The following is a 23171-nucleotide window of genomic DNA, read 5'->3' as shown; positions in this document are numbered from 1 at the left end:
GGAGCTGACCGGCAAGGAGCTGCGTTCGTGACCGCCACCGGTACCTACACGCCGAACCCCGGGGCCGCGCCCCTGCCCCGCATGATCGGGACGCAGGCGGCGCTGGAGACGAAGATGCTCCTGCGCAACGGCGAGCAACTGCTGCTCACCGTCGTGATCCCGACACTTCTGCTGGCGCTGTTCAGCAGCGTGGACATCGTCGACACCGGCGCGGGCGAGGCGGTGGACTTCCTCACCCCCGGCGTCCTCGCGCTCGCCGTGATGTCGACGGCCTTCACCGGTCAGGCCATCGCGACGGGCTTCGAACGCCGCTACGGCGTCCTGAAGCGGCTCGCCTCCTCGCCGCTGCCCCGCTGGGGCCTGATGACGGCGAAGACGCTGTCGGTCCTGGTCACCGAGGTCCTCCAGGTGATCCTCCTGACGGTGATCGCCTTCGCGCTGGGCTGGGACCCGCACGGGAACCCCGTGGCCGTTCTGCTGCTCCTGGTCCTCGGCACGGCCGCCTTCTCGGGCCTCGGCCTGCTGATGGCGGGCACCCTGAAGGCGGAGGCGACGCTGGCCGCGGCCAACCTGGTCTTCCTGCTGCTGCTGGTGGGCGGCGGGGTGATCGTCCCGCTCGACAAGTTCCCGCCCGCCGCTCAGGACGTGCTCGGTCTGCTGCCCATCTCGGCCCTCTCGGACGGCCTGCGGGACGTCCTCCAGCACGGCGCGGGCATGCCCTGGGCCGACCTGGGGATCCTCGCGGTCTGGGCGGTCGTCGGGCTCGCGGCGGCCGGCCGGTTCTTCCGCTGGGAGTAAGGACACACGACCGACGGGGGCCCCTCGTGAAAGCGTGCACAAGCAGCCGCCTACGATGGGAGGCGTGCCAAACGTGACCCGTGCCGACGCCGTAGCCGCCGTGCGCAACCCCCTCGCCTTCATCGCCGAACGCTGGACCCCCACCCCCCGGACGGTGCAGCGGGCGGCCCTGTTCGCGCTCGTGATGTCGGTGGTCATCGTGGTCACCGGCGGCGCCGTACGCCTCACGGGATCCGGTCTGGGCTGCCCGACCTGGCCCAAGTGCACCGCCGACTCGCTCACCGCGACCAGCGCGATGGGCTTCCACGGCGCCATCGAGTTCGGCAACCGCATGCTGACGTACGTGCTGTGCGCGGCCGTCGGCTGGGCGATCATCGCCGCGCGCTCCGAGAAGCCGTACCGCCGCAGCCTGACGCGGCTGGGCTGGGCACAGTTCTGGCTCGTCATGGGCAACGCGGTCCTCGGCGGCATCGTGGTGCTCGTCGGACTCAACCCGTACACGGTCGCGGCGCACTTCCTGCTGGCCTCGGCGCTCACCGCCGTAGCCACACTGATGTGGCAGCGCACCCGCGAGGGCGACGGGGCGCCCCAGCCGCTGGTCGGCAAGTCCGTGCAGCAGCTCGTGTGGTTCCTGGTCGGCGCCTCGGCGCTGCTGATCGCCGTCGGCACCGTGGTCACCGGCTCCGGCCCGCACGCGGGCGACTCCAGCGAGGTCGAGCGGATGCCGCTGGACTGGGAGACGGTGAGCAAGCTGCACGCCGTGCTCGCGTGGATCGTCGTGACGCTGACCTTCGCCCTGTGGTTCGTCCTGAAGGCGGTCGACTCCCCCAAGGGCCCGCTGGACCGTGTCCGGGACCTGTTCCTGGTGCTCCTCGCCCAGGGCGTCATCGGCTACGTCCAGTACTTCACGGATCTCCCCGAGGCCCTGGTCGGGGTGCACATGTTCGGCTCCTGCCTGGTGTGGATCGCGGTCCTGCGGGTGCTGCTGGCGCTGCGCGAACGCCCCGCCGTCGACGGCGTGGACCTCCAGCTGCCCAGGCCCGCCGGCCGCGTCGAGGCGACCTCCCGCTGACGCGGGCGGGTCGGCCCGGGACTGGTCCCGGGCCGGATCCCGGTCCGGCCCGGCCGCCCCCCGTGGAGCGGGCGCCGTGGTCGGTACGCCTCAGCTCAGGCCGTACACCCGGCGCGCGTTGCCCGCCGCGATCAGTCCCGCCACCCGCTGCGCGTCCGTCAGCGACCACGCCCCCTCCGCGACCCAGGCGCCCAGCACCCGTGACAGGGCCTCGCGGAACAGCCGCGCCCCGACCACATGCAGTTCGGGCAGTCCCTGGGCGCCGCTGGAGAACAGGATCTTGCCGAAGGGGGCCAGTTCCAGGATCTCCGCGAGGATCGTCGCGGCGCGGGCGCCGGTCCGCACCAGGGCCGCGCCGGAGTCGGCGTACACGTGCGGGAAGACGCCGGCGAGGTGGGCGGCGTGGCGGTGGTAGGGGTAGCCGTGCAGCAGCACGAGGTCGGTGCCCAGGCCGGCCGTCGCGCGGACGAAGTCGGTAAGCAGCACGGGGTCGGTGCGGTCGATGCGCGCCCCGGGCGCCCCGAGGCCCGCGTGCAGTTGCAGGGGCAGTCCCGAGGCGACGGCGATCCACAGCAGGTGACGTAGCAGCACCGGGTCGCTGAGCTCGCCGCCGACCCGGCGGGCGGCCAGCCAGCGGCCCGCCGCGCCCCGCACCTCCCCCGGCCCGGGCGGCTCGGGCGCGAGCGCCAGGCCGTGCCGGACGCCCGCGACGGAGGTGAAGGCCACGGCGTTCGCGGCGGCCGTGTGGACCGCCTCGGCGAGGTTGGCGAGGAACGACTCGACGGTGCCGGAGGTGTCGGCGACCTGTTCGGCGAGGAGTTCCAGGCGGACGATCTCGCGGGCCTCGGCCGCTCCCGCGCAGGCCAGCTCGTCCGGTCCGGTGAGGTCGCCGGGCAGGCCCGTGTCGACCAGGTAGGTGGTGACGCCGCTGCCGCGCAGCAGCCGACGGCCCGCTTCCAGTACGCCGAGTTCACGACGCCGGGCCAGATACCGGGCGGGCGGGGCGTGCGCTTCCAGGCCGAGCAGCGGGGGACACCAACGGCGTACCGCGAACCCGGTCTGGGTGTCGAAGAGCGTCGTACCCGGGGCGGGCGGGCCCTCGGTACGCGCCAGCTGGGCCTCGAAGGTGCCGAGACCCAGCTCCGTTCTCAGGACGCCGTGGCAGTACTGGTCCACCAAGGACGGCGTTTCGATCATCCGGACTCCCCGGGACTGGACCTCGTGCTCCTGAGGTCCTAACGGGTGAACCGGGTGTCAGGTAGTGCCGAAGGAGTCCTTCAGCTGTTCTTCGGGCCGCCGACCTGGATCCCCGCCATGCGGCTCCACTCATACGGGCCGGTCTTCACCTTCGCGGCGAACTCGCCGTCGAAGGACTCGTGGAGCGTGAGCCCGGCCTTCTCGACGGCCTGGTGGGCGATCTCCACCGAGGGGGCCACGAGGTCGCCCCAGCCGCCGTCCTCGCCGACGAGGACGATGCGGGCGCCGCGCTCGCCGATGTACGCGACCTGGCTCTCGGCCCCGCCGTGCTCCTTGGAGAAGGCGCTGATCTGCTGGGCGAGCCGGGCCGCCCGGCGCTCGGCCTTGGCCGTCCGCTTGGCGTCGGCGCCCTGGTCAACCTGCTTGCTGTCTGCCATGACGAGGATGCTACCGACGGGTAGATCAAACGGCGACGGCCGGGGTGCGTGGCCTTGACCACGCACCCCGGCCGCACCCCGGCCGTCCCGGAAAGCCGGTTACCGCAGGAAGGGGTCCACCGCGACCGCCACGAACAGCAGCGACACATAGGTGATGGACCAGTGGAACAGCCGCATCTCCTTCAGCTTCCCGCCCGTCGCCTCCGCCTTCGCGCGGGTCTGCAGCGCGTGCGCCTCCCACAGCCACCAGCCGCCGGCCACCAGCGCGACCGAGGTGTAGAACCAGCCGGTGTAGCCCAGCGGGGTCAGCAGCAGCGAGACGACGACCATCACCCAGCTGTAGAGGACGATCTGCTTGGCGACGACCTTGTTGGAGGCGACGACCGGCAGCATCGGCACGCCCACGCGCGCGTAGTCGTCCTTCACCTTCATGGACAGCGGCCAGTAGTGCGGCGGCGTCCAGAAGAACATGACGAGGAAGAGGATGACCGGCGCCCACGACACGGAGTCGGTGACGGCCGACCAGCCGATCAGCACCGGCATGCAGCCCGCGATGCCGCCCCACACGATGTTCTGCGAGGTACGGCGCTTGAGGATCATCGTGTAGACGACGACGTAGAAGAGGAGGGCGCCGAGGGCGAGCCACGCGGACAGCCAGTTGACGGTCAGACCGAACAGGAGCGTCGAGACCACCGCGAGGGTGATGCCGAAGGCGAGACATTCACGCGGGCTGACCATCCCGGTGACCAGCGGGCGCTGCGAGGTGCGGTCCATCAGCGCGTCGATGTCGCGGTCGATGTACATGTTCAGCGCGTTCGCGCCGCCTGCGGAGAGGTAGCCGCCGAGGCAGGTCAGCAGCACCAGGCCGAGGTCCGGAACGCCCTGCTGCGCCAGGAACATCACCGGGACGGTGGTGATCAGCAGCAGCTCGATGATCCGCGGCTTGGTCAGCGCCACGAACGCCTTGACCCGGGCACCGAACGGCCGCCGGCTCGGGCTCTGGCTCGTCCCGATAATCCCCAGTGGACGGGATTCAACGGCCGTCACGCACACCCCTGACAGAGACTCCCAGCGAGCCCGCCCATGTGAATACGGGGTAAAGGCTCGCGCGTACCACGCCACTGTAGACGTTGCCCATACCCCGTTATTCGCGGGGGTGGGGTCGTGTTGGACGGCGGCGCCGGAAGAGCCGAGGGCCACTCCGTTGAGCACTCGTACGAGCGGCTCCGTATTCACTTGCCGAACAGGAAACACACCGGTCGGGAGGCGGATCCCGAAGAGTCCCGGCAGTCTGGAATGACTCGAAAAAATGCACGTTCTGTCGGGGGTAGGCTCGACAACGGCCGGTGGGCGCCGCGTGCACCGGCATTCGACATGCGTGACATGTGGAGAGGAGCCCTGACCCAGGGTGAGCACCAAGCCGACCACCACAGACCTCGAGTGGACCGAGTTGGACCAGCGGGCCGTCGACACGGCCCGCGTCCTGGCCGCCGATGCCGTACAGAAGGTCGGCAACGGCCATCCCGGTACGGCCATGAGCCTGGCGCCTGCCGCGTACACCCTCTTCCAGAAGGTGATGCGGCACGACCCGGCGGACGCCGACTGGGTGGGCCGCGACCGGTTCGTGCTGTCCGCGGGCCACTCGTCCCTGACCCTCTACACCCAGCTGTACCTGGCCGGCTTCGGCCTGGAGCTGGACGACCTGAAGTCGTTCCGCACGTGGGGCTCGAAGACGCCGGGTCACCCGGAGTACGGCCACACCACGGGCGTGGAGACGACGACCGGCCCGCTGGGGCAGGGTGTCGCCAACGCCGTCGGCATGGCGATGGCCGCCCGCTACGAGCGCGGTCTGTTCGACCCCGACGCCCCGGTCGGCGAGTCGCCGTTCGACCACTTCGTCTACGCGATCGCCGGTGACGGCTGTCTGCAGGAGGGCATCTCCGCCGAGGCGTCCTCACTGGCCGGTCACCAGAAGCTCGGCAACCTCGTCCTGCTGTGGGACGACAACCACATCTCGATCGAGGGCGACACCGAGACGGCCGTGTCGGAGGACACCGCCAAGCGGTACGAGGCGTACGGCTGGCATGTGCAGCGCGTCGCCCCCAAGCCGGACGGCGACCTGGACCCGCACGCCCTCTACGACGCGATCGAGGCCGCGAAGCAGGTGACGGACAAGCCGTCCTTCATCGCGATGCGCTCGATCATCGCCTGGCCCGCGCCGAACGCGCAGAACACCGAGGCCGCGCACGGCTCGGCGCTCGGCGACGACGAGGTCGCGGCCACCAAGCGCGTCCTCGGCTTCGACCCGGAGCAGAGCTTCGAGGTCGCCGACGAGGTCATCGGCCACACCCGGGGCGCCCTGGAGCGCGGCCAGGCGGCCCGCGCGGTGTGGGAGAAGTCCTTCCAGCAGTGGCGGGACAACAACCCCGACCGCGCCGCCGAGTTCGACCGCGTCGCCGCGGGCGAACTGCCCGCCGGCTGGGAGGAGAAGCTCCCGGTGTTCGAGCCCGGCAAGGGCGTCGCCACCCGCGCCGCGTCGGGCAAGGTGCTCCAGTCGCTCGGCGCGGTCATCCCCGAGCTGTGGGGCGGTTCCGCCGACCTCGCCGGCTCCAACAACACGACGATCGACAAGACGTCGTCGTTCCTCCCGGCGGACAACCCGCTGCCGGAGGCGAACCCGTACGGCCGCACGATCCACTTCGGCATCCGCGAGCACTCCATGGCCGCGGAGATGAACGGCATCGCGCTGCACGGCAACACCCGCATCTACGGCGGCACGTTCCTCGTGTTCTCCGACTACATGCGCAACGCCGTACGCCTGTCCGCCCTCATGCACCTGCCGGTGACGTACGTGTGGACGCACGACTCCATCGGTCTCGGCGAGGACGGCCCCACCCACCAGCCGGTCGAGCACCTCGCGTCGCTGCGCGCGATCCCGGGCCTGAACGTCGTCCGCCCCGCCGACGCCAACGAGACCACGATCGCCTGGCGCGAGATCCTCAGGCGCTGGACGAAGGTCTTCGGCAAGGGCGCCCCGCACGGTCTGGCCCTCACCCGCCAGGGCGTGCCGACGTACGAGCCCAACGAGGACGCGGCCAAGGGCGGTTACGTCCTGTTCGAGGCCTCCACGGGGACGCCCGAGGTGATCCTCGTCGCGACCGGTTCCGAGGTGCACGTGGCCGTCGAGGCGCGCGAGCAGCTGGAGGCCGACGGCGTGCCCACCCGCGTCGTGTCCATGCCCTGCGTGGAGTGGTTCGAGGAGCAGGACCAGGGGTACCGGGACAGCGTCCTGCCCCCGTCCGTCAAGGCCCGGGTCTCGGTCGAGGCGGGCATCGGTCTCACCTGGCACAAGTACGTCGGGGACGCCGGTCGCATCGTTTCCCTGGAGCACTTCGGTGCTTCCGCCGACGGCAAGGTCCTCTTCCAGGAGTACGGGTTCACTGCGGAGAACGTGGCCGCGCAGGCCCGGGAATCCCTCACCGCCGCCCAGCGCTGACGCTCACATACGACACGTAGGAGATGTAATTCCATGACAGACGCACTCAAGCGCCTCTCCGAGGAAGGCGTCGCGATCTGGCTGGACGACCTGTCGCGCAAGCGGATCACGTCCGGCAACCTCGCGGAACTGATCGACCAGCAGCACGTCGTGGGCGTCACCACCAACCCGTCGATCTTCCAGAAGGCCATCTCGCAGGGCGACGGCTACGACCAGCAGCTGTCGGACCTCGCCGCCCGCAAGGTGACGGTCGAAGAGGCCATCCGCATGATCACGACGGCGGACGTCCGGGACGCCGCCGACATCCTGCGCCCGGTCTTCGACGCCACCGGCGGCCAGGACGGCCGGGTGTCCATCGAGGTCGACCCGCGCCTGGCGCACCACACCAAGCCGACGGTCGCCGAGGCCAAGCAGCTGGCCTGGCTGGTGGACCGGCCCAACACGCTGATCAAGATCCCGGCCACCAGGGCGGGACTGCCGGCGATCACCGAGGTCATCGGCAACGGCATCAGCGTCAACGTCACGCTGATCTTCTCGCTGGAGCGCTACCGCGAGGTCATGGACGCCTACCTGGCAGGCCTGGAGAAGGCGCAGGCCAAGGGCCTGGACCTGTCCCTGATCCACTCCGTGGCGTCCTTCTTCGTGTCCCGCGTGGACACCGAGATCGACAAGCGGCTCGACGCGCTCGGCACCGACGAGGCCAAGGCCGCCCGCGGCAAGGCCGGCGTCGCCAACGCCCGCCTCGCCTACCAGGCGTACGAAGAGGTCTTCGCGGGCGACCGCTGGAGCGCGCTGGAGAAGGCGGGCGCGAACAAGCAGCGTGCGCTGTGGGCCTCCACCGGTGTGAAGGACCCCGCGTACAAGGACACCCTGTACGTGGACGACCTGGTGGCGCCGAACACGGTCAACACCATGCCGGAGGCGACCCTGTTCGCCACCGAGGACCACGGGCAGATCACCGGCAACGCCGTCGCCGGCACCTACGAGCAGGCCCGCGCCGAGCTCGACGCCGTCGAGAAGCTCGGGATCTCCTACGACGACGTGGTGCAGCTGCTGGAGGACGAGGGCGTCGAGAAGTTCGAGGCGTCCTGGAACGACCTGCTCAAGTCGACCGAGGCGGAGCTGGAACGCCTCGCCCCCTCGGAGGGCTGAAATCTTGTCGCCTCATTCCGGTTCCGGAGCGAATCCGCTTCGTGACCCTGCCGACCGACGGCTCCCGCGTATCGCGGGGCCGTCGGGCCTGGTCATCTTCGGCGTCACGGGCGATTTGTCCCGGAAGAAGCTCATGCCCGCCGTGTACGACCTCGCCAACCGGGGTCTGCTGCCGCCGGGCTTCTCCCTGGTCGGGTTCGCCCGCCGCGAGTGGGCGCACGAGGACTTCGCGCAGGAGGTCCACGACGCCGTCAAGGAGCACGCCCGCACGCCCTTCCGCGAGGAGGTCTGGCAGCAGCTCGTCCAGGGCATGCGCTTCGTGCAGGGCACCTTCGACGACGACGACGCCTTCGAGCGGCTGCGCTCGACGATCGAGGAGCTCGACAAGGCGCAGGGCACGGGCGGCAACTTCGCCTTCTACCTGTCCGTGCCGCCGCGCTCCTTCCCGGTGGTCATCCAGCAGCTGAAGAAGCACGGGCTGGCCGACCAGAAGGGCGGCTCCTGGCGGCGCGCGGTCATCGAGAAGCCCTTCGGCCACGACCTCGCCTCGGCCGTGGAGCTCAACCAGGTCGTCCACGAGGTCTTCGCCCCGGACCAGGTCTTCCGCATCGACCACTACCTGGGCAAGGAGACCGTCCAGAACATCCTGGCGCTGCGGTTCGCCAACACGATGTTCGAGCCGATCTGGAACCGGTCCTTCGTCGACCATGTGCAGATCACGATGGCCGAGGACATCGGCATCGGCGGCCGGGCCGGCTACTACGACGGCATCGGCGCCGCCCGTGACGTCATCCAGAACCACCTTCTGCAGCTCATGGCGCTCACCGCGATGGAGGAGCCCGCCTCCTTCGACGCGGACGCGCTGGCCGCCGAGAAGACCAAGGTGCTCGGGGCCGTACGGCTGCCGAAGGACCTCGGCCGCGACACCGTGCGCGGCCAGTACGCGGCCGGCTGGCAGGGCGGCGAGAAGGCCGTCGGCTACCTCCAGGAAGACGGCATCGACCCCAAGTCGAAGACCGACACCTACGCCGCCATCAAGGTGGAGGTCGACAACCGCCGCTGGGCGGGCGTCCCCTTCTACCTGCGCACCGGCAAGCGCCTCGGCCGCCGGGTCACCGAGATCGCGGTGGTCTTCCAGCGCGCCCCGCACTCCCCCTTCGACTCCACGGCCACCGAGGAGCTCGGGCAGAACGCCATCGTCATCCGCGTCCAGCCCGACGAGGGCATCACCGTGCGGTTCGGCTCCAAGGTTCCCGGCACCTCCATGGAGATCCGGGACGTGTCGATGGACTTCGCCTACGGCGAGTCCTTCACGGAGTCCTCGCCCGAGGCGTACGAGCGCCTCATCCTCGACGTGCTGCTGGGCGACTCGAACCTCTTCCCCCGCACGGAAGAGGTGGAGCTGTCCTGGAAGATCCTCGACCCGATCGAGCAGTACTGGGACAAGAACGGCAAGCCCGCGCAGTACCCGTCGGGCACGTGGGGGCCCGTCGAGGCCGACGAGATGCTCGCACGAGACGGACGGAGCTGGCGCCGGCCATGAAGATAGACCTCACGGACACCACAGCCAGCAAGATCAACAAGGCGTTGGTGCAGGGCCGCCGGGCCATCGGCACGCCCGCCGTCGGGATGGTGCTCACCCTCGTCGTCGTGACGGACGAGGAGAACGCCTACGACGCCCTGAAGGCCGCGGGCGACGCGTCGCACGAGCACCCCTCGCGCACGCTCGTGGTCATCAAGCGCGTCTCGCGCTCCCCCCGGGGCCGCACCCAGTCCCGCCTCGACGCCGAGGTACGGGTGGGCGCGGACGCGGGCACCGGCGAGACGGTCATCCTGCGGCTGTACGGCGAGGTCGCCGACCACGCCCAGTCGGTCGTCCTGCCGCTGCTGCTGCCGGACGCGCCGGTGGTGGTCTGGTGGTCGGTGGACGCCCCGCGCGACCCGGCGGGCGACCCGCTGGGCGCCCTGGGCCAGCGCCGGGTCACCGACAGCTACGCGGCGGAGAAGCCCGTGGGCGAACTGCGGGCCCGCGCCGAGAGCTACGAGCCGGGCGACACCGACCTGGCCTGGGCCCGGATCACCCCGTGGCGCTCGATGCTGGCCGCCGCCCTCGACCAGGTCACCGCCGAGATCGTGTCCGCCGAGGTGGCGGGCGAGGAGTCCAACCCGAGCGTCGAACTGCTCGCCATGTGGCTCGCCGACCGCCTCCATGTGCATGTCCGGCGCGCGATCTCCGCCGGTCCCGGCCTGACCCAGGTACGGATGGAGACGACCGGCGGCCCCATCACGCTGCACCGCTCGGACGGCGCGATGGCCACGCTGGCGCTGCCGGGCCAGCCGGACCGCGCGGTGGCGCTCAAGCGCCGCGAGACGTCCGAGCTGCTCGCGGAGGAACTGCGCAGGCTCGACCCGGACGACACGTACGCGTCTGCGCTGCGGTTCGGCGTGGACCGGCTGGGCGGGATCCAGTCGGCGGAGCGGGTCGAGGCGGCAGCCTCCCAGCCCGTGCCGTCGCTCCCGGTCCGTACGGTGCCGGATCCGGCGGCCTCGACCGCCGCGACGGGCGCGGGCCGGCCGTCTGCGCCGGACCGGCCGTCCGTCGCCCCGGCGGGCAGGGGCGAGGGCCCAGGTCACGGCCACGGCCACGGCCACGGCGAGAGTCACGGCCAGAGTCACGGTCAGGGCGAGGCCGAGCGGCCCACGCCGGCGCAGATGCCTCCGGTCAGGAAAGCGGACTCGCCGTGAGCACTCCCCAGCTGGTCGTGCACCACGACAAGGAGCTGATGGCGCAGGCCGCCGCGGCCCGCCTCATCACGAAGATCGTGGACGCGCAGGCCTCCCGGGGCCACGCGTCCGTGGTCCTCACGGGCGGCCGCAACGGCAACGGCCTGCTCGCCGCGCTGGCCGCCGCGCCCGCCCGCGACGCCGTCGACTGGGCCCGGCTCGACCTGTGGTGGGGCGACGAGCGCTTCCTGCCCGAGGGCGACCCCGAGCGCAACGTCACGCAGGCCCGCGAGGCCCTGCTGGACTCCGTCCCCGTGGACCCCGAGCGCGTGCACGCCATGCCCGCGTCCGACGGTCCCTACGGCGCCGACGTGGAGGCGGCCGCGGCCGCCTACGCCGAGGAGCTGGCCCGCGCGGCCGGCCCCGAGAACCACGGCGCCGTGCCCACCTTCGACGTCCTGATGCTGGGCGTCGGCCCGGACACCCATGTGGCCTCGCTCTTCCCGGAGCTGCCGGCCGTACGGGAGACCGAGCGCACGGTGGTCGGGGTACGCGGTGCGCCCAAGCCGCCGCCGACCCGAGTCACCCTCACCCTCCCGGCGATCCGGGCGGCCCGTGAGGTGTGGCTGCTCGCGGCCGGCGAGGACAAGGCACAGGCCGCGGCGATCGCCCTGTCCGGCGCGGGCGAGATCCAGGCCCCCGCGGCGGGCGCCCAGGGCCGCGCCCGCACCCTGTGGCTCCTGGACACGGCGGCGGCCTCCCGGCTCCCGAGGTCGCTGTACCCGCCGGCGTCTCCCTGACCCGGACAGCTCTCCACGGAACCCGTACGGTCAACGGCCGTACGGGTTCTGTCCGTTGTAGGGCTGGTAGGGGCCGCCGCCGTACGGGTTCTGCGGCGGCGGGGCGTACGGCGCCCCGTAGGGGTGGCCGTACGGGCTTGCGTGCGGCGGGAACTGGGGCGGCGCCGCGGCCGACGTCGGCGGCAGGGTGGCCGGGTGGGCGGAGAGGCGGATGCCGTAGCGCCGCTTGAGCCTACGGGTCTCCAGCAGCGCGATGGCCGTGACGGTCAGCGGCGCGCCCAGGATGAAGACGATGCCCATGGTGAGGCTCAGCCCGTGCAGGTCGCCCGTGACGAGGTCGGGGACGGCCATCAGCCAGGTCGTCACCGTGGCGAGCAGCGGCGGCAGGGACCGGTGCACGGCGGCCGTGCCGAAGAAGTTCCCGGAGACCTGCACCGCTCCGTAGACCACCATGCCGGTCAGCCAGAGCGCCGTGAAGCCGAGCGGCACCAACCAGAAGCCGCCGAGCGCCATCGTCCCCTGCCACAGGAACACCAGCCCGACGACCGAGCCGATGAAGAACAGCAGCAGCTTGAGGGAGTTCACGAGCGGCACGCGCATCTGGCGGACCGTGCCGGTACGCCGCCACACGAAGACCATCACGCCGACCGTCAGCGGCGTGATGAGGAGCACGACTACGGCCGCCGTCAGCATGTTCTCCAGCACTTCTTCGAAGGCGAACTTGCGCTGTACGAAGGTGTACACGCCGAAAGCGGCGACGGCTCCGACGATGATGCGTGCCTTCTTGAGCCGATCCACGGACGGATCGACCGATGCCGGGATCCACGCCGGGTGATACAACGCCTGCGCCACCTGTTTCGGCTGGAGGATCGACCGCATCGACAGCCTGTCGCTCATCCAGTGCCCGCGCGTACCGGCCAACTTCCACTCCCCCGAGTCGTCGCTGCGTGATCCTCGCGGATCTTACGGGAAGCGGACCGGCTTCCGCCGCCCGCTTCCCGTCCCCTCCAGGGCCGCCTACCGGCCGCGCAGTTCCCGGTACTTGGCGACGAGCGCCGTCGTCGACCCGTCGAGGCCCGGTACGTCGGCGCCTTCCGTCAACGCCGGCTCGACGCGCTTGGCGAGGACCTTGCCGAGCTCCACGCCCCACTGGTCGAAGGAGTCGATGTTCCACACCGCGCCCTGTACGAAGACCTTGTGCTCGTACAGCGCGACGAGCTGACCGAGGGCCGAAGGGGTCAGCTCACGGGCGAGGATCGTGGTCGTGGGGTGGTCGCCCTTGAACGTCTTGTGCGCCACCAGCTCCTCCGGGACGCCCTCCGCGCGCACCTCCTCGGGCGTCTTGCCGAAGGCCAGCGCCTGGGTCTGCGCGAAGAAGTTCGCCATCAGCAGGTCGTGCTGGGCCTTGAGCCCGTCGCTCAGCTCGGCGACCGGCTCGGCGAAGCCGATGAAGTCGGCCGGGATGAGTTTCGTGCCCTGGTGGATCAACTGGTAGTAGGCGTGCTGCCCGTTGGTGCCCGGCGTGCCCCAGACGATCGGGCCGGTCTGCCAGTCGACCTCCTTGCCGTCGCGCCCGACGTACTTGCCGTTGGACTCCATGTCCAGCTGCTGGAGGTAGGCGGCGAACTTGGACAGGTAGTGGCTGTAGGGCAGCACCGCGTGCGACTGGGCGTCGTGGAAGTTGCCGTACCAGATGCCCAGCAGGCCCAGCAGCAGCGGCACGTTGGACTCGGCGGGCGCGGTGCGGAAGTGCTCGTCGACGAGGTGGAAGCCGTCGAGCATCTCGCGGAAGCGGTCGGGCCCGATGGCGATCATCAGCGACAGGCCGATCGCCGAGTCGTAGGAGTAGCGGCCGCCGACCCAGTCCCAGAACTCGAACATGTTGGCCGTGTCGATGCCGAAGCCGGCGACCTTCTCGGCGTTCGTCGACAGGGCGACGAAGTGCTTCGCGACGGCCGGCTCTTCCCCACCGAGCGCGTCCAGCAGCCAGGTGCGGGCCGAGGTCGCGTTGGTGATCGTCTCGATGGTGGTGAACGTCTTGGACGCGATGATGAACAGCGTCTCGGCCGGGTCCAGGTCGCGGGTGGCCTCGTGCAGGTCGGCGCCGTCCACGTTCGACACGAAGCGGACCGTGAGGTCACGGTCGGTGTAGCTGCGCAGCACCTCGTAGGCCATGGCCGGGCCCAGGTCGGAGCCGCCGATGCCGATGTTGACCACGTTCTTGATGCGCCGGCCGGTGTGGCCCGTCCAGGCCCCGGAGCGGACGCGTCCGGCGAAGTCGGCCATCTTGTCGAGCACGGCGTGCACCGCCGGGACGACGTTCTCCCCGTCGACCTCGATCACCGCGTCGCGCGGGGCGCGCAGCGCGGTGTGCAGGACGGCCCGGTCCTCGGTGGTGTTGATCTTCTCGCCGCGGAACATGGCGTCCCGGAGACCGAAGACGTCGCCGGCGGCGGCCAGCTCCCGCAACAGCCGCAGCGTCTCGTCGGTGACGAGGTGCTTGGAGTAGTCGATGTGCAGGTCCCCGACCTGCACCGTGTATCCGGCGCCGCGCTCGGGGTCGGCGGCGAACAGCTCGCGCAGCCGCACCTCGCCGAGTTCCTCGCGATGTTTGGCCAGAGCGGTCCACTCGGGCGTCTGGTTGAGCCTCGTACGGCCGTCTGCGTTCATGTCGGACTTCAGCCCTTCCTCACCTGTCCGTGCTGCCTCGCACGGCTTGCCCCGCCGCTCCCAACCTAGTTGATCAGGAGGTGACGTGAGCGGACGTGCCACGGTCCTGCGGGGCAACAACAGGTACGTCCGCCTTGCCCGCCGGTATCAACGCGGCGACGGCGAGTGCGAAGAGCAGGGCCGCCAGCAGTGCCGGCGCGTTGAGGCCGAAGGCCCGGGCCGCCGCTCCGCCGAGCAGGGCGCCCACGGGGGCGCCGGAGGTGGAGGCCGTGCGGAAGGCGGCGGCGATGCGGCCCACCATGGGCGCCGGGCTGCGCTGCTGCATCAGCGTGACCTGGTTGACGTTCCACACCATGTTCATGAGGCCGAGCAGCAGCATGCCCGCGAGCAGGGCGCCGAGGTGCCGCACGGTGCCCATGAGCAGCAGCGAAGCCGTCTGGACGGTGCCGCCGAGCAGCAGGGCGCGGGCCCGGCCGACGCGGCGCGCGACGCGTTGGGCGAGGAAGCCGCCGGCGAGGCTGCCGAGCGCGTACGCCGTCATCGCGGCGGCGAACTCGGTGGTGCCGGCGTGCAGCCAGCGCGTCACGTGCAGGACCAGGGTGGCGATCAGGGCGCCCATGCCGATGTTGCAGAGCAGGGTGGCCAGGCAGATCGGCCGCAGGACGCGGTCGCCCCACAGGTGGCGCAGGCCTGCGCCGATCTCCGCGCGCAGGGTGCTGCCGGCGGGGCGCGGCTCCCGCTCGGCCGGCCGTATCCGCAGGGAGGCCACCAGGGCGGCGGCCAGCAGATACGTGCCCGCGTCGGCGGCGAACGGCATGCAGGCGCCCACGCCGAGCAGCAGCGGCACGAACGGGCCCGCCAGCAGGCCGCCCGCGAGCTGCTGGCCGGTCATCAGGCGGGCGTTGGCCCCGCCGAGGGCCTCGGCGTCCACCAGGGACGGCAGCAGGGCCGTGGAGGCGTTGTCGAAGAGCGTCTGAAGGGTGGTCAGCAGGAAGGCGAGGACGAGCAGCAGGGGGATGGAGGCGTGGCCGAGGCCCACGGCGAGGGCGAAGGCGGCGACGAGCAGGCCGCGCACGGTGTCCACGGCCCACATCGCGCGCCGCTGGTCGACCCGGTCGGCGACGGCCCCGCCGAGCAGCCCGAACAGCAGCCAGGGGAGGTAGGCGCAGGCGGTCACGGAGGCGATGACCAGCGGCTCGTGCGTGAGCTGCACGGCGAGCAGGGGCAGCGCGGTCGTCCGCAGCGCGTCCCCGAAGCGCGAGATCACGGCGGCGCTCCACAGCCGCCCGAACCCCCCGCGCCACGCGGGCGCGCGACCGCTCACCGCACCGATCGCCGCCACATGTCCCCCTCACGGTTCGCCGGTTCACCGCAGACACGAGAACCGCTACGAAAACCGTAGAGGGCGCCACTGACAATCGGCCCGGGCACGGCCCCGCACCGACCCGCGAAACAACTCCGGCCAGGCGCCCTGAGGCACCCGGCCGGTCTCGTCAACTTCTAGATCTCGCCCCGCAGTTTCGCGAGCGCCTCGGCGAGGATCGCTTCGCCGTCCGCGTCGCTGCGCCGCTCCCGCACGTAGGCGAGGTGCGTCTTGTAGGGCTCGGTGCGCGGTGGGTCCGGGGGGTTGTCCCGGTCCTGTCCGGCGGGAAAGCCGCAGCGCGGGCAGTCCCAGGTCTCGGGAACCTGCGCGTCGCTGGCGAAGCTGGGCACCGTCTCGTGTCCGTTGGAGCACCAGAAGGAGATGCGCAGACGCGGCGCGGACTCGCCCCGCTCGGCCTCGCCCATCGGCCCCGCCCCGACCCGGCTTCCTCGGATCGCGTTGCCACTTGCCACGGTCGTAACTCCCTGCGTGATGGTGCCGCAAAGCGAGTCGGCGTTTCGCTTCGCTGCGAGCGCCTCAGTCTACGTAAGGCCCAACGCGCGTCCAGTGATTGGAGTTACAGCTCCCACACCTAGACGCAAGCCCCATGATAGGCCGCGCTCAGCTGCGCGTACCGAACATGGGGCCTTACGTACCGGAATGTGCGTACCTGGGAGACGCCGATCAGTTCTTCATCACGATGCCGAGGACGATGATGCAGGCGAACCACAGGAAACCGATGACGACGGTGATGCGGTCGAGGTTGCGCTCGGCGACCGAGGAGCCGCCGACGGAGGACTGCATGCCGCCACCGAACATGTCGGAGAGGCCGCCGCCCTTCCCCTTGTGCATCAGCACCAGCAGCATCAGCAGCAGGCTGAAGACGATCAGGGCGATCGAGAACCCCAAAACCACGGCTGGACCAACTTCCTCGGATTCGGATAACGACTCGGATGAACAGCGGGGGCATAGCGTCATCCGCTATGCCCCCGCAAGGGTACGACGGATCGCCGCTACCGCATACTCACAGCTCGGATCACCGTGGGATCACTGGTCGCGGAAGCGCACGATCTTGACGAACTCGTCGACGTCCAGCGAGGCGCCGCCGACCAACGCGCCGTCGATGTCGGCCTGCGCCATGATCTCGGCGACGTTGCCGGACTTCACGGAGCCGCCGTACTGGATGCGGACCTGGTCGGCCAGCTCCTGGGTGTACAGCTCGGCGATCTTGGCGCGGATGGCGGCGCAGACCTCCTGCGCGTCCTCGGCGCCGCAGACCTTGCCGGTGCCGATGGCCCAGACGGGCTCGTAGGCGATCACGACGGACTCGGCCTGCTCGGCCGGGAGGTCCTTCAGACCGCCCTCGACCTGGGCGAGGGTGTGCGAGACGTGGTTGCCCGCCTCGCGGACCTCCAGCTCCTCGCCCACGCACAGGATCGGGGTCAGGCCGTGCTTGTAGGCGGCCTTGACCTTGGCGTTCACGAGCTCGTCGGTCTCGTTGTGGTACTGGCGGCGCTCGGAGTGGCCGATGGCCACGAACGTGCACTTCAGCTTGGCGAGCATGGGGCCGGAGATCTCGCCGGTGTAGGCGCCGGAGTCGTGCGCCGAGATGTCCTGGGCGCCGTACTTGATCTTGAGCTTGTCGCCGTCCACCAGGGTCTGCACGGAGCGCAGGTCGGTGAAGGGCGGCAGGACGGCGACCTCGACGGCGTCGTAGTCCTTGTCGGCGAGGGCGAAGGCGAGCTTCTGGACGTGGGCGATGGCCTCGAGGTGGTTGAGGTTCATCTTCCAGTTGCCCGCCATCAGCGGCGTGCGAGTGGTCATGCGGGGTCAGTCCTCCAGTGCGGCGAGGCCGGGGAGCGTCTTGCCCTCGAGGTATTCGAGGGAGGCGCCGCCGCCGGTCGAGATGTGGCCGAATGCGTTCTCGTCGAAGCCCAGGAGGCGAACGGCCGCGGCGGAGTCGCCGCCGCCGACGACCGTGAAGGCCGGGGAGTCGATGAGGTCCTGGGCGACCGCCTTGGTGCCCTCGGCGTAGTCGGGGTGCTCGAAGACGCCCATGGGCCCGTTCCAGAAGACGGTGGCGGCGTCGGCGAGCTTCGAGGCGTACAGCTTGCGGGTCTCGGGACCGATGTCCAGACCCTCCTGGTCGGCGGGGATCGCGTCCGCGGCGACCGTGGTGGGGTTCGCGGGTGCCTTCGTCTTCAGGTCCGGGAACTCGGGGGCGACGAGGACGTCGACCGGCAGGACCAGCTCGACGCCGGTCTTCTCCGCGCGCTCGATGTACTCCTGCACCGCGGGGACCTGGTCCTCCTGGAGGAGGGAGATGCCGACCTCGTGTCCCTGGGCCTTGAGGAAGGTGTAGGCCATGCCGCCGCCGATGAGGATGCGGTCGGCCTTGCCGAGCAGCTGGTCGATGACGGCGAGCTTGTCGGAGACCTTGGCGCCGCCGAGCGCGACGACGTAGGGCCGCTTGACGTCCTCGGTGAGCTTCTTCAGGACGCCGACCTCGGTGGCGATCAGGAAGCCGGCGGCGTGCGGCAGCCGCGCCGGGAGGTCGTAGACGGACGCGTGCTTACGGTGCACCGCGCCGAAGCCGTCGCCGACGTAGACGTCGGCCAGGGCGGCGAGCCGGTCGGCGAAGGCGCCGCGCTCGGCGTCGTCCTTGGCGGTCTCGCCGGCGTTGAACCGCAGGTTCTCGATGACGGCGACCCGGCCGTCGCCCAGGCCCGCGACCGTCGACTGCGCCGACTCGCCGACCGTGTCGGTCGCGAAGGCCACGGCGGAGCCGAGGAGTTCGCCCAGCCGGGCGGCGGCGGGGGCGAGGGAGAAGGCCGGGTCCGGCGCGCCCTTGGGCCGGCCCAGGTGCGAGGCGACGACCACCTTGGCGCCCGCCTCCGCGAGGGCCTTGACGGTGGGCAGCACGGCGCGGATCCGGCCGTCGTCGGTGATGGCGCCGCCATCGAGCGGCACGTTGAGGTCGGCGCGGACGAAGACCCGCTTGCCTGCGACGCCTTCGGCGAGAAGTTCGTCGATCGTCTTCATTACGGGGACTCCTGGCGTGAGAGGGCTGTCGGTACGTGACGCAGGGCTCGGGCGGCGCGTCCCTGCGCCGCCCGAGCCCTGCACTCACATCGAGGTGCCTGATCTGTCGATCAGAGCTGGCCGCCGACGAAGACCGTCAGGTCGACGAGGCGGTTGGAGTAGCCCCACTCGTTGTCGTACCAGCCGAGGATCTTCACCGAGTTGCCCTCCTGGACCATGGTCAGGGAGGAGTCGAAGGTGCAGGAGGCCGGGTCGCCGACGATGTCCGAGGAGACGATCGGGTCCTCGGTGTACGTCAGGTAGCCCTTGAGGTCGCCGTCCTCGGAGGCCTTCTTGAACGCGGCGTTGACCTCGTCCTTGGTGACCTCGCGCTGGAGGGTCACGACCAGGTCGGTGGCCGAGCCGGTGGGGACCGGGACGCGCATCGCGATGCCGTCGAGCTTGCCCTTGAGCTGCGGCAGGACCAGGGCGGTGGCCTTGGCGGCGCCCGTCGTGGTCGGGATGATGTTCTCCGCGGCGGCGCGGGCGCGGCGCAGGTCGGAGTGCGGGAAGTCCAGGATGCGCTGGTCGTTGGTGTACGCGTGGACCGTCGTCATCAGGCCCTTGACGATGCCGAAGTTCTCGTCGAGGACCTTGGCCATCGGTGCCACACAGTTGGTGGTGCAGGAGGCGTTGGAGATGACGTGGTGGCTGGCCGCGTCGTACTTGTCCTGGTTGACGCCCATCACGATGGTGATGTCCTCGTCCTTGGCCGGAGCCGAGATGAGGACCTTCTTGGCGCCGCCGGCGATGTGCTTCTCGGCGTCGGCCTTCTTGGTGAAGATGCCGGTCGACTCGATGACGATGTCGACGCCGAGCTCGCCCCACGGGATGTCCGCGGGGTTGCGCTCGGAGAGCACCTTGATGGTGTGGCCGTCGACCGTGATCGTGTCGGCGGTGTGCGACACCTCGGCCTTGAGGCGGCCCAGGATGGTGTCGTACTTCAGGAGGTGTGCGGTAGTCGCGGTGTCACCCAGGTCGTTGACAGCCACGATCTCGATGTCAGCACCCTGCTCCAGCAGCGCGCGGAAGTAGTTACGACCGATGCGGCCAAAGCCGTTGATGCCTACGCGGATCGTCACGAACCGATCTCCTCGTTGGTACGCCGGCTATGCGGTGCCGGCGAGCTGTATTTGGGATGTCCCCGACCACCCCCGACCCTACCTCTCCGAGGCCTCGGCAGTGACATCGAGTCCGCCCATACACGGCAGGGCGGCCCGTACCCACCAGTAGGGGTACGGACCGCCCGGGCCGGAAGGCCCGATCACTCGATTCGGTTACGAACGATCATGCGGGGTTGACTTCGGCGTGTCAGCTCTCAAGTGAGTCGAGCGCCTTTCCGATGAGCGCGTTGCGGTCGGCCGCCGAGGTGACGTGTTCCAGGCCGAAGCCCAGCAGCACGGTGTCGTCGGTGGTGACCGCGCCGTACGTCTGGAACAGGGCGCCGGTGCGCGTCCAGTCCTTCAGGACGGCCGGGCTGCCCGCGGGCGGACCCGCGGCCTTCCAGGCGCCGAGCGACGTCTCGAAGCCCTCGGCCTGGGTGACGGCGCCCCCGACGACCAGCGAGGCGTCGTCCGCGAGGACGCCGTGGCCGCCGCTGCCGGGGTCGGTGACGTAGGAGATCGACACCTCGACGTTCTTGCCCGCGTACGCGCTCAGGTCGAAGTTCACCTGCTGCCAGCCGCTGGAGGCGCCGGTGAGGGCGTTCCAGGAACCGGTGGAGCCGGTCGCGGTGCAGGCGCCTGCGCCGAGGGTGAGGTAGTGCCGCAGCCACGGGTGTTCGGTGATGTAGAAGCCGGCGCCGCAGTCCGCGGGCACGGCGGCCGTGGTGGCGCCGCCCGTCTCGGGGAGCGTGGTCCAGTCGTCGGCGCCGACCGTGTGGATCTCGACGATCGCGTTGTCGTAGCCGGGCTCGGTGTCCCACAGGAGCTGGGTCCGCAGGGTGGGCTTGCTCGCCGCGCCGACGCCGCTGAGGTCGATGGTGCGGGTGAGGCGCTTGTAGGCGTCGTCGGTGTGCACGGCGGCGGCCATGTACGAGCCCGTGTACGGCCCGTACGGGTTGACCGTCCCGGCGAACCGGCCCGCGCCCGCGCTGGCGAACTGCGGGTGGGAGGCGGCCGGCAGCTCGTCCGAGGTGACCCCGTAGGTGCCCGCCCTGTCGAGCGGGTTGCCGGGCGCGGCGCCGAGGGCCCCGCTGAGGCCGCCGAGCTTTCCGGAGCCGGAGAAGCCGGTGGCGCCGGGGGTCGAGGTACGGGAGTAGGCGCCCAGGTAGTACTGGCTGAAGTCGTTGGACGGGGTGCCGTCGCCGAGGTCGACGGCGCCGCCGGCCTGCTCGCCCGCCTCGATCAGCTTGCCGCCCTCGTTGAGGAAGGCCCGCAGTTCGAGCTGGGTCGGGTTGCCGGGGACGCTCGCGCCCGTGTAGTGGACGACCGTGTCGAAGTGGCTCAGCACGCCGAGCGCGTCGGGCGCGCCCTGCGCGGCGACGTCCCAGACGACCGCGTTGCGGCCGTTGGCCTTCAGCGCGTCGACGTAGGTCTGGGCCTGTGCAGCGGCCGCGCCCTCCTCGGCGACGACGAGTGTGCCGGCCTTGGGGCGTGCGGCGATCGTGTACGTGAAGTGCGAGCTGGAGACCTTCTTGCCGGCCTTGGTCTCGCCGGTGAACCACACCTCGACCTTGTCGCCCGGTTTCCCGTCTCGCACCTTGGCGCGGTACTCGTCGAAGTAGAGGTTGTCGTCCCCGCCGTAGGTCTCGCCGCCCTTCCAGGCCCTGAGCGCCCGGTCGTGCGTACGGCCTCCGTTGACGCGGTACTTGAGCTCCTTGTCCCGGATCGCCTTGCGTACGACGACGGAGACCTCCTGGTCGGCGCCGCGCGAGTACGACGTGGTGAACGGCGCCGGGGTGAAGTCGGCGGCCTTCAGGCCGACCGAGGACTTCGGCTGGTCGGGCTGGGCGGCGGACTCGGCGACGGAGAGCGCGAACGGGACGTTCTTGGCGAACTCGTCCTGGATCAGCTTCTCGTCGTCCGGGAAGTTGAAGCCCGACTGGCAGTCGGAGGCGTTCCACTGGTCGTTCGGGTCGATGTTCGACGCGGTCTGACAGGTCGACATCTCCGGGGTGAACATGGCGAGGCCGTTGACGTTCGACGCGTGGCCGTCCGCCTCGCCGTTGGTGGTGTAGAGCTCCGAGGAGACCTGCGGGTGGTAGCCCGGGACGGCGCTGTTGTCAGGGGTGCCGGCGAGCGCCTTGTAGGCGACGTCGTCGGGGGTGTCGGTGGCGACCTGCCAGCCGACGCCGTAGAGGAGCAGTTCGGCCGCGGAGTGGTAGTTGATGCCGTACGTGAACCCGATCCGCTTCTCGAAGGCGTCGAGCGCCTTGGTCTCGGGCTCGGAGGCGGGGCTCGCGCCGCGGTAGGTCTCGCTGGTGGGGTTGGGAGACGAACCCTCGTCGTCGTAGCCCCACTTGTAGGCGAAGTTGCGGTTGAGGTCGACGCCGTCGCCGGTGGAGATCACACCGTCGCCGTTGACGTCCCGCAGGTTCTTGCGCCACAGCCGGGTGTCGGAGTTTTTGAAGGTGTAGTCGTAGCCGTCGGGGTTGGCCGAGATAACGAACCACACTTCGGTGGAGTCGACGATCTTCTTGACGCGCTTGTCGGTCTTGTAGTTGTCCAGGTAGTAGTGCATCAGCCGGCGGGTCATCTCCGGGGTGATCCACTCGCGCGCGTGCTGGTTGGACATGTACAGGACCGACGGCTTGGAGCCGTCCTTGGACTTCTTCGCGCCCTTGGTCAGTTTGAGAGCGAGGATGTCCTGGCCGTTGACGGTCTTTCCGATGGAGACGACCTTGGTGAGGCCGGGGTTCTCCTGGCCGGTGCGGAGGATCTCCTCCTTCAGGCCGCCGCTTCCGCCGTACGGGCGGAACACGCCCTCGGCGGCGGCCTCGACGCGGTTCTCCGCCTTGGCCGAAAGCGCGTGCTCAGTGAGCTGGACACCCTGCCTCTGAAGCTTCTCCGCCTGCTTGTCGGTGAGGTACACCTCGACCGTGGCGGTGCCCTTGGCGGGCGCCTGCTCGCTGAGTTCGTGGCCGTCCTGACCGGCCGCCAGCAGCAGGGGCACCTGCTTCTTGGTGATCTCGGCGCGGAAGACCTTGACCTCGTCCGGGTCGGGTTTCGGCGAGTTTGCGGGCTGCGCCTGGGCGATGGGTGCGAGCGCCGCTCCGCCGAGCAGCAGGGCGCCGACAGCGAGGATCGATCTCGCTCTACGTCTCATGAACCCCCCTAGCGTGAGTTCGCCACAGCAGCGAACTCTGCCAGGCTCATGACAGATCATGATCCAGTCAAGGGCGCCTCAAGGTTGTGCACATGCCGGTGGTGTCACCGTGGTG

The 23171-nt window shown here is 70.4% G+C and carries 19 protein-coding genes; 7 read left to right on the top strand and 12 right to left on the bottom strand.

Translation table 11 applies throughout. From position 1 onward, the window contains the following. Window positions 1-27: 27 nt before the first annotated feature. Together ACIBAF_RS19505 and ACIBAF_RS19500 are read left to right on the top strand one after the other, a co-directional pair. Window positions 28-798: an ABC transporter permease gene (locus ACIBAF_RS19505; protein WP_399464448.1), complete on the top strand. Its 771-nt coding sequence runs from the start codon at window positions 28-30 to the stop codon at window positions 796-798. A 55-nt stretch (window positions 799-853) separates the two neighbouring features. Then, the gene (locus ACIBAF_RS19500) at window positions 854-1870 is read left to right on the top strand and encodes a heme A synthase (protein WP_399464447.1); all 1017 of its coding nucleotides are present in this window, start codon (window positions 854-856) and stop codon (window positions 1868-1870) included. 90 nt (window positions 1871-1960) lie between these two features. On the opposite strand, the gene ACIBAF_RS19495 is transcribed toward ACIBAF_RS19500, so the two are convergent. The 3 genes from ACIBAF_RS19495 to ACIBAF_RS19485 form a co-directional block, all read right to left on the bottom strand. Continuing rightward, on the bottom strand, window positions 1961-3067 hold the full coding sequence (locus ACIBAF_RS19495; RefSeq protein ID WP_399464446.1) for an amidohydrolase family protein: 1107 nt from the start codon (window positions 3065-3067) through the stop codon (window positions 1961-1963). Window positions 3068-3147: 80 nt separating this feature from the next. Then, window positions 3148-3504, bottom strand: a complete 357-nt coding sequence (locus ACIBAF_RS19490) for a hypothetical protein (protein ID WP_399464445.1) — start codon at window positions 3502-3504, stop codon at window positions 3148-3150. A 99-nt stretch (window positions 3505-3603) separates the two neighbouring features. After that, window positions 3604-4557 (bottom strand): heme o synthase, encoded by a 954-nt coding sequence (locus ACIBAF_RS19485; protein ID WP_399464444.1) that lies wholly within the window; start codon window positions 4555-4557, stop codon window positions 3604-3606. A gap of 355 nt (window positions 4558-4912) precedes the next feature. On the opposite strand from ACIBAF_RS19485, the gene tkt reads away from it, so the two are divergent. From tkt to pgl, 5 genes are read left to right on the top strand one after another with little or no spacing between them, the layout of a single operon-like run. Further along, the gene (tkt, locus tag ACIBAF_RS19480; protein ID WP_399464443.1) at window positions 4913-7000 is read left to right on the top strand and encodes a transketolase; all 2088 of its coding nucleotides are present in this window, start codon (window positions 4913-4915) and stop codon (window positions 6998-7000) included. A gap of 33 nt (window positions 7001-7033) precedes the next feature. Beyond that, window positions 7034-8152: a transaldolase gene (tal, locus tag ACIBAF_RS19475; RefSeq protein WP_399464442.1), complete on the top strand. Its 1119-nt coding sequence runs from the start codon at window positions 7034-7036 to the stop codon at window positions 8150-8152. A gap of 4 nt (window positions 8153-8156) precedes the next feature. Then, complete coding sequence (gene zwf, locus ACIBAF_RS19470; RefSeq protein WP_399464441.1) at window positions 8157-9695, top strand: glucose-6-phosphate dehydrogenase; 1539 nt, start codon at window positions 8157-8159, stop codon at window positions 9693-9695. After that, on the top strand, window positions 9692-10897 hold the full coding sequence (opcA, locus tag ACIBAF_RS19465) for a glucose-6-phosphate dehydrogenase assembly protein OpcA (RefSeq protein ID WP_399464440.1): 1206 nt from the start codon (window positions 9692-9694) through the stop codon (window positions 10895-10897). Before zwf ends, opcA begins: the two co-directional genes overlap by 4 nt. After that, window positions 10894-11676 (top strand): 6-phosphogluconolactonase, encoded by a 783-nt coding sequence (gene pgl / locus ACIBAF_RS19460; RefSeq protein WP_399464439.1) that lies wholly within the window; start codon window positions 10894-10896, stop codon window positions 11674-11676. Before opcA ends, pgl begins: the two co-directional genes overlap by 4 nt. A gap of 30 nt (window positions 11677-11706) precedes the next feature. Here pgl and ACIBAF_RS19455 read toward each other — a convergent pair whose 3' ends face one another. From ACIBAF_RS19455 to ACIBAF_RS19415, 9 genes are all read right to left on the bottom strand, one after another. Next, window positions 11707-12573: a hypothetical protein gene (locus ACIBAF_RS19455; RefSeq protein ID WP_399464438.1), complete on the bottom strand. Its 867-nt coding sequence runs from the start codon at window positions 12571-12573 to the stop codon at window positions 11707-11709. 120 nt (window positions 12574-12693) lie between these two features. Beyond that, complete coding sequence (gene pgi, locus ACIBAF_RS19450; RefSeq protein WP_399464437.1) at window positions 12694-14346, bottom strand: glucose-6-phosphate isomerase; 1653 nt, start codon at window positions 14344-14346, stop codon at window positions 12694-12696. A gap of 73 nt (window positions 14347-14419) precedes the next feature. Continuing rightward, entirely contained in the window at window positions 14420-15613 is a 1194-nt protein-coding gene (locus ACIBAF_RS19445; protein ID WP_399464436.1) for an MFS transporter, read from the bottom strand. A 233-nt stretch (window positions 15614-15846) separates the two neighbouring features. Further along, window positions 15847-16182 carry an RNA polymerase-binding protein RbpA gene (locus ACIBAF_RS19440; protein WP_078615979.1) on the bottom strand — a complete coding sequence of 112 codons (336 nt, stop codon included), beginning with the start codon at window positions 16180-16182 and terminating at the stop codon, window positions 15847-15849. Window positions 16183-16393: 211 nt separating this feature from the next. After that, complete coding sequence (secG, locus tag ACIBAF_RS19435; RefSeq protein ID WP_399464435.1) at window positions 16394-16624, bottom strand: preprotein translocase subunit SecG; 231 nt, start codon at window positions 16622-16624, stop codon at window positions 16394-16396. A 132-nt stretch (window positions 16625-16756) separates the two neighbouring features. Next, on the bottom strand, window positions 16757-17533 hold the full coding sequence (tpiA, locus tag ACIBAF_RS19430) for a triose-phosphate isomerase (RefSeq protein WP_399464434.1): 777 nt from the start codon (window positions 17531-17533) through the stop codon (window positions 16757-16759). Between the two features lie 6 nt (window positions 17534-17539). Next, window positions 17540-18751, bottom strand: a complete 1212-nt coding sequence (locus ACIBAF_RS19425) for a phosphoglycerate kinase (protein ID WP_399464433.1) — start codon at window positions 18749-18751, stop codon at window positions 17540-17542. Window positions 18752-18861: 110 nt separating this feature from the next. Further along, window positions 18862-19872, bottom strand: coding sequence for a type I glyceraldehyde-3-phosphate dehydrogenase (gene gap / locus ACIBAF_RS19420; RefSeq protein WP_399464432.1), 1011 nt, complete (start codon window positions 19870-19872; stop codon window positions 18862-18864). A 229-nt stretch (window positions 19873-20101) separates the two neighbouring features. Beyond that, window positions 20102-23056 carry a M14 family zinc carboxypeptidase gene (locus ACIBAF_RS19415; protein ID WP_399464431.1) on the bottom strand — a complete coding sequence of 985 codons (2955 nt, stop codon included), beginning with the start codon at window positions 23054-23056 and terminating at the stop codon, window positions 20102-20104. Window positions 23057-23171 lie beyond the last annotated feature (115 nt).

Source organism: Streptomyces sp. NPDC051677 (assembly GCF_044453465.1).
In the GTDB taxonomy this organism is placed as follows: domain Bacteria; phylum Actinomycetota; class Actinomycetes; order Streptomycetales; family Streptomycetaceae; genus Streptomyces.
Note: the sequence above shows the minus strand (reverse complement) of the source record. Positions and strands in the feature narration are given on the sequence as shown.

What these genes read in the sequence shown, in the direction of transcription:
- ACIBAF_RS19500 (WP_399464447.1), top strand. Translation starts at nt 854, where the DNA reads ATGGGAGGCGTGCCAAACGTGACCCGTGCCGACGCCGTAGCCGCCGTG.
- ACIBAF_RS19495 (WP_399464446.1), bottom strand. Translation starts at nt 3,067, where the DNA reads ATGATCGAAACGCCGTCCTTGGTGGACCAGTACTGCCACGGCGTCCTG.
- ACIBAF_RS19490 (WP_399464445.1), bottom strand. Translation starts at nt 3,504, where the DNA reads ATGGCAGACAGCAAGCAGGTTGACCAGGGCGCCGACGCCAAGCGGACG.
- tal (WP_399464442.1), top strand. Translation starts at nt 7,034, where the DNA reads ATGACAGACGCACTCAAGCGCCTCTCCGAGGAAGGCGTCGCGATCTGG.
- opcA (WP_399464440.1), top strand. Translation starts at nt 9,692, where the DNA reads ATGAAGATAGACCTCACGGACACCACAGCCAGCAAGATCAACAAGGCG.
- ACIBAF_RS19455 (WP_399464438.1), bottom strand. Translation starts at nt 12,573, where the DNA reads ATGAGCGACAGGCTGTCGATGCGGTCGATCCTCCAGCCGAAACAGGTG.
- pgi (WP_399464437.1), bottom strand. Translation starts at nt 14,346, where the DNA reads ATGAACGCAGACGGCCGTACGAGGCTCAACCAGACGCCCGAGTGGACC.
- tpiA (WP_399464434.1), bottom strand. Translation starts at nt 17,533, where the DNA reads ATGACCACTCGCACGCCGCTGATGGCGGGCAACTGGAAGATGAACCTC.
- ACIBAF_RS19425 (WP_399464433.1), bottom strand. Translation starts at nt 18,751, where the DNA reads ATGAAGACGATCGACGAACTTCTCGCCGAAGGCGTCGCAGGCAAGCGG.
- ACIBAF_RS19415 (WP_399464431.1), bottom strand. Translation starts at nt 23,056, where the DNA reads ATGAGACGTAGAGCGAGATCGATCCTCGCTGTCGGCGCCCTGCTGCTC.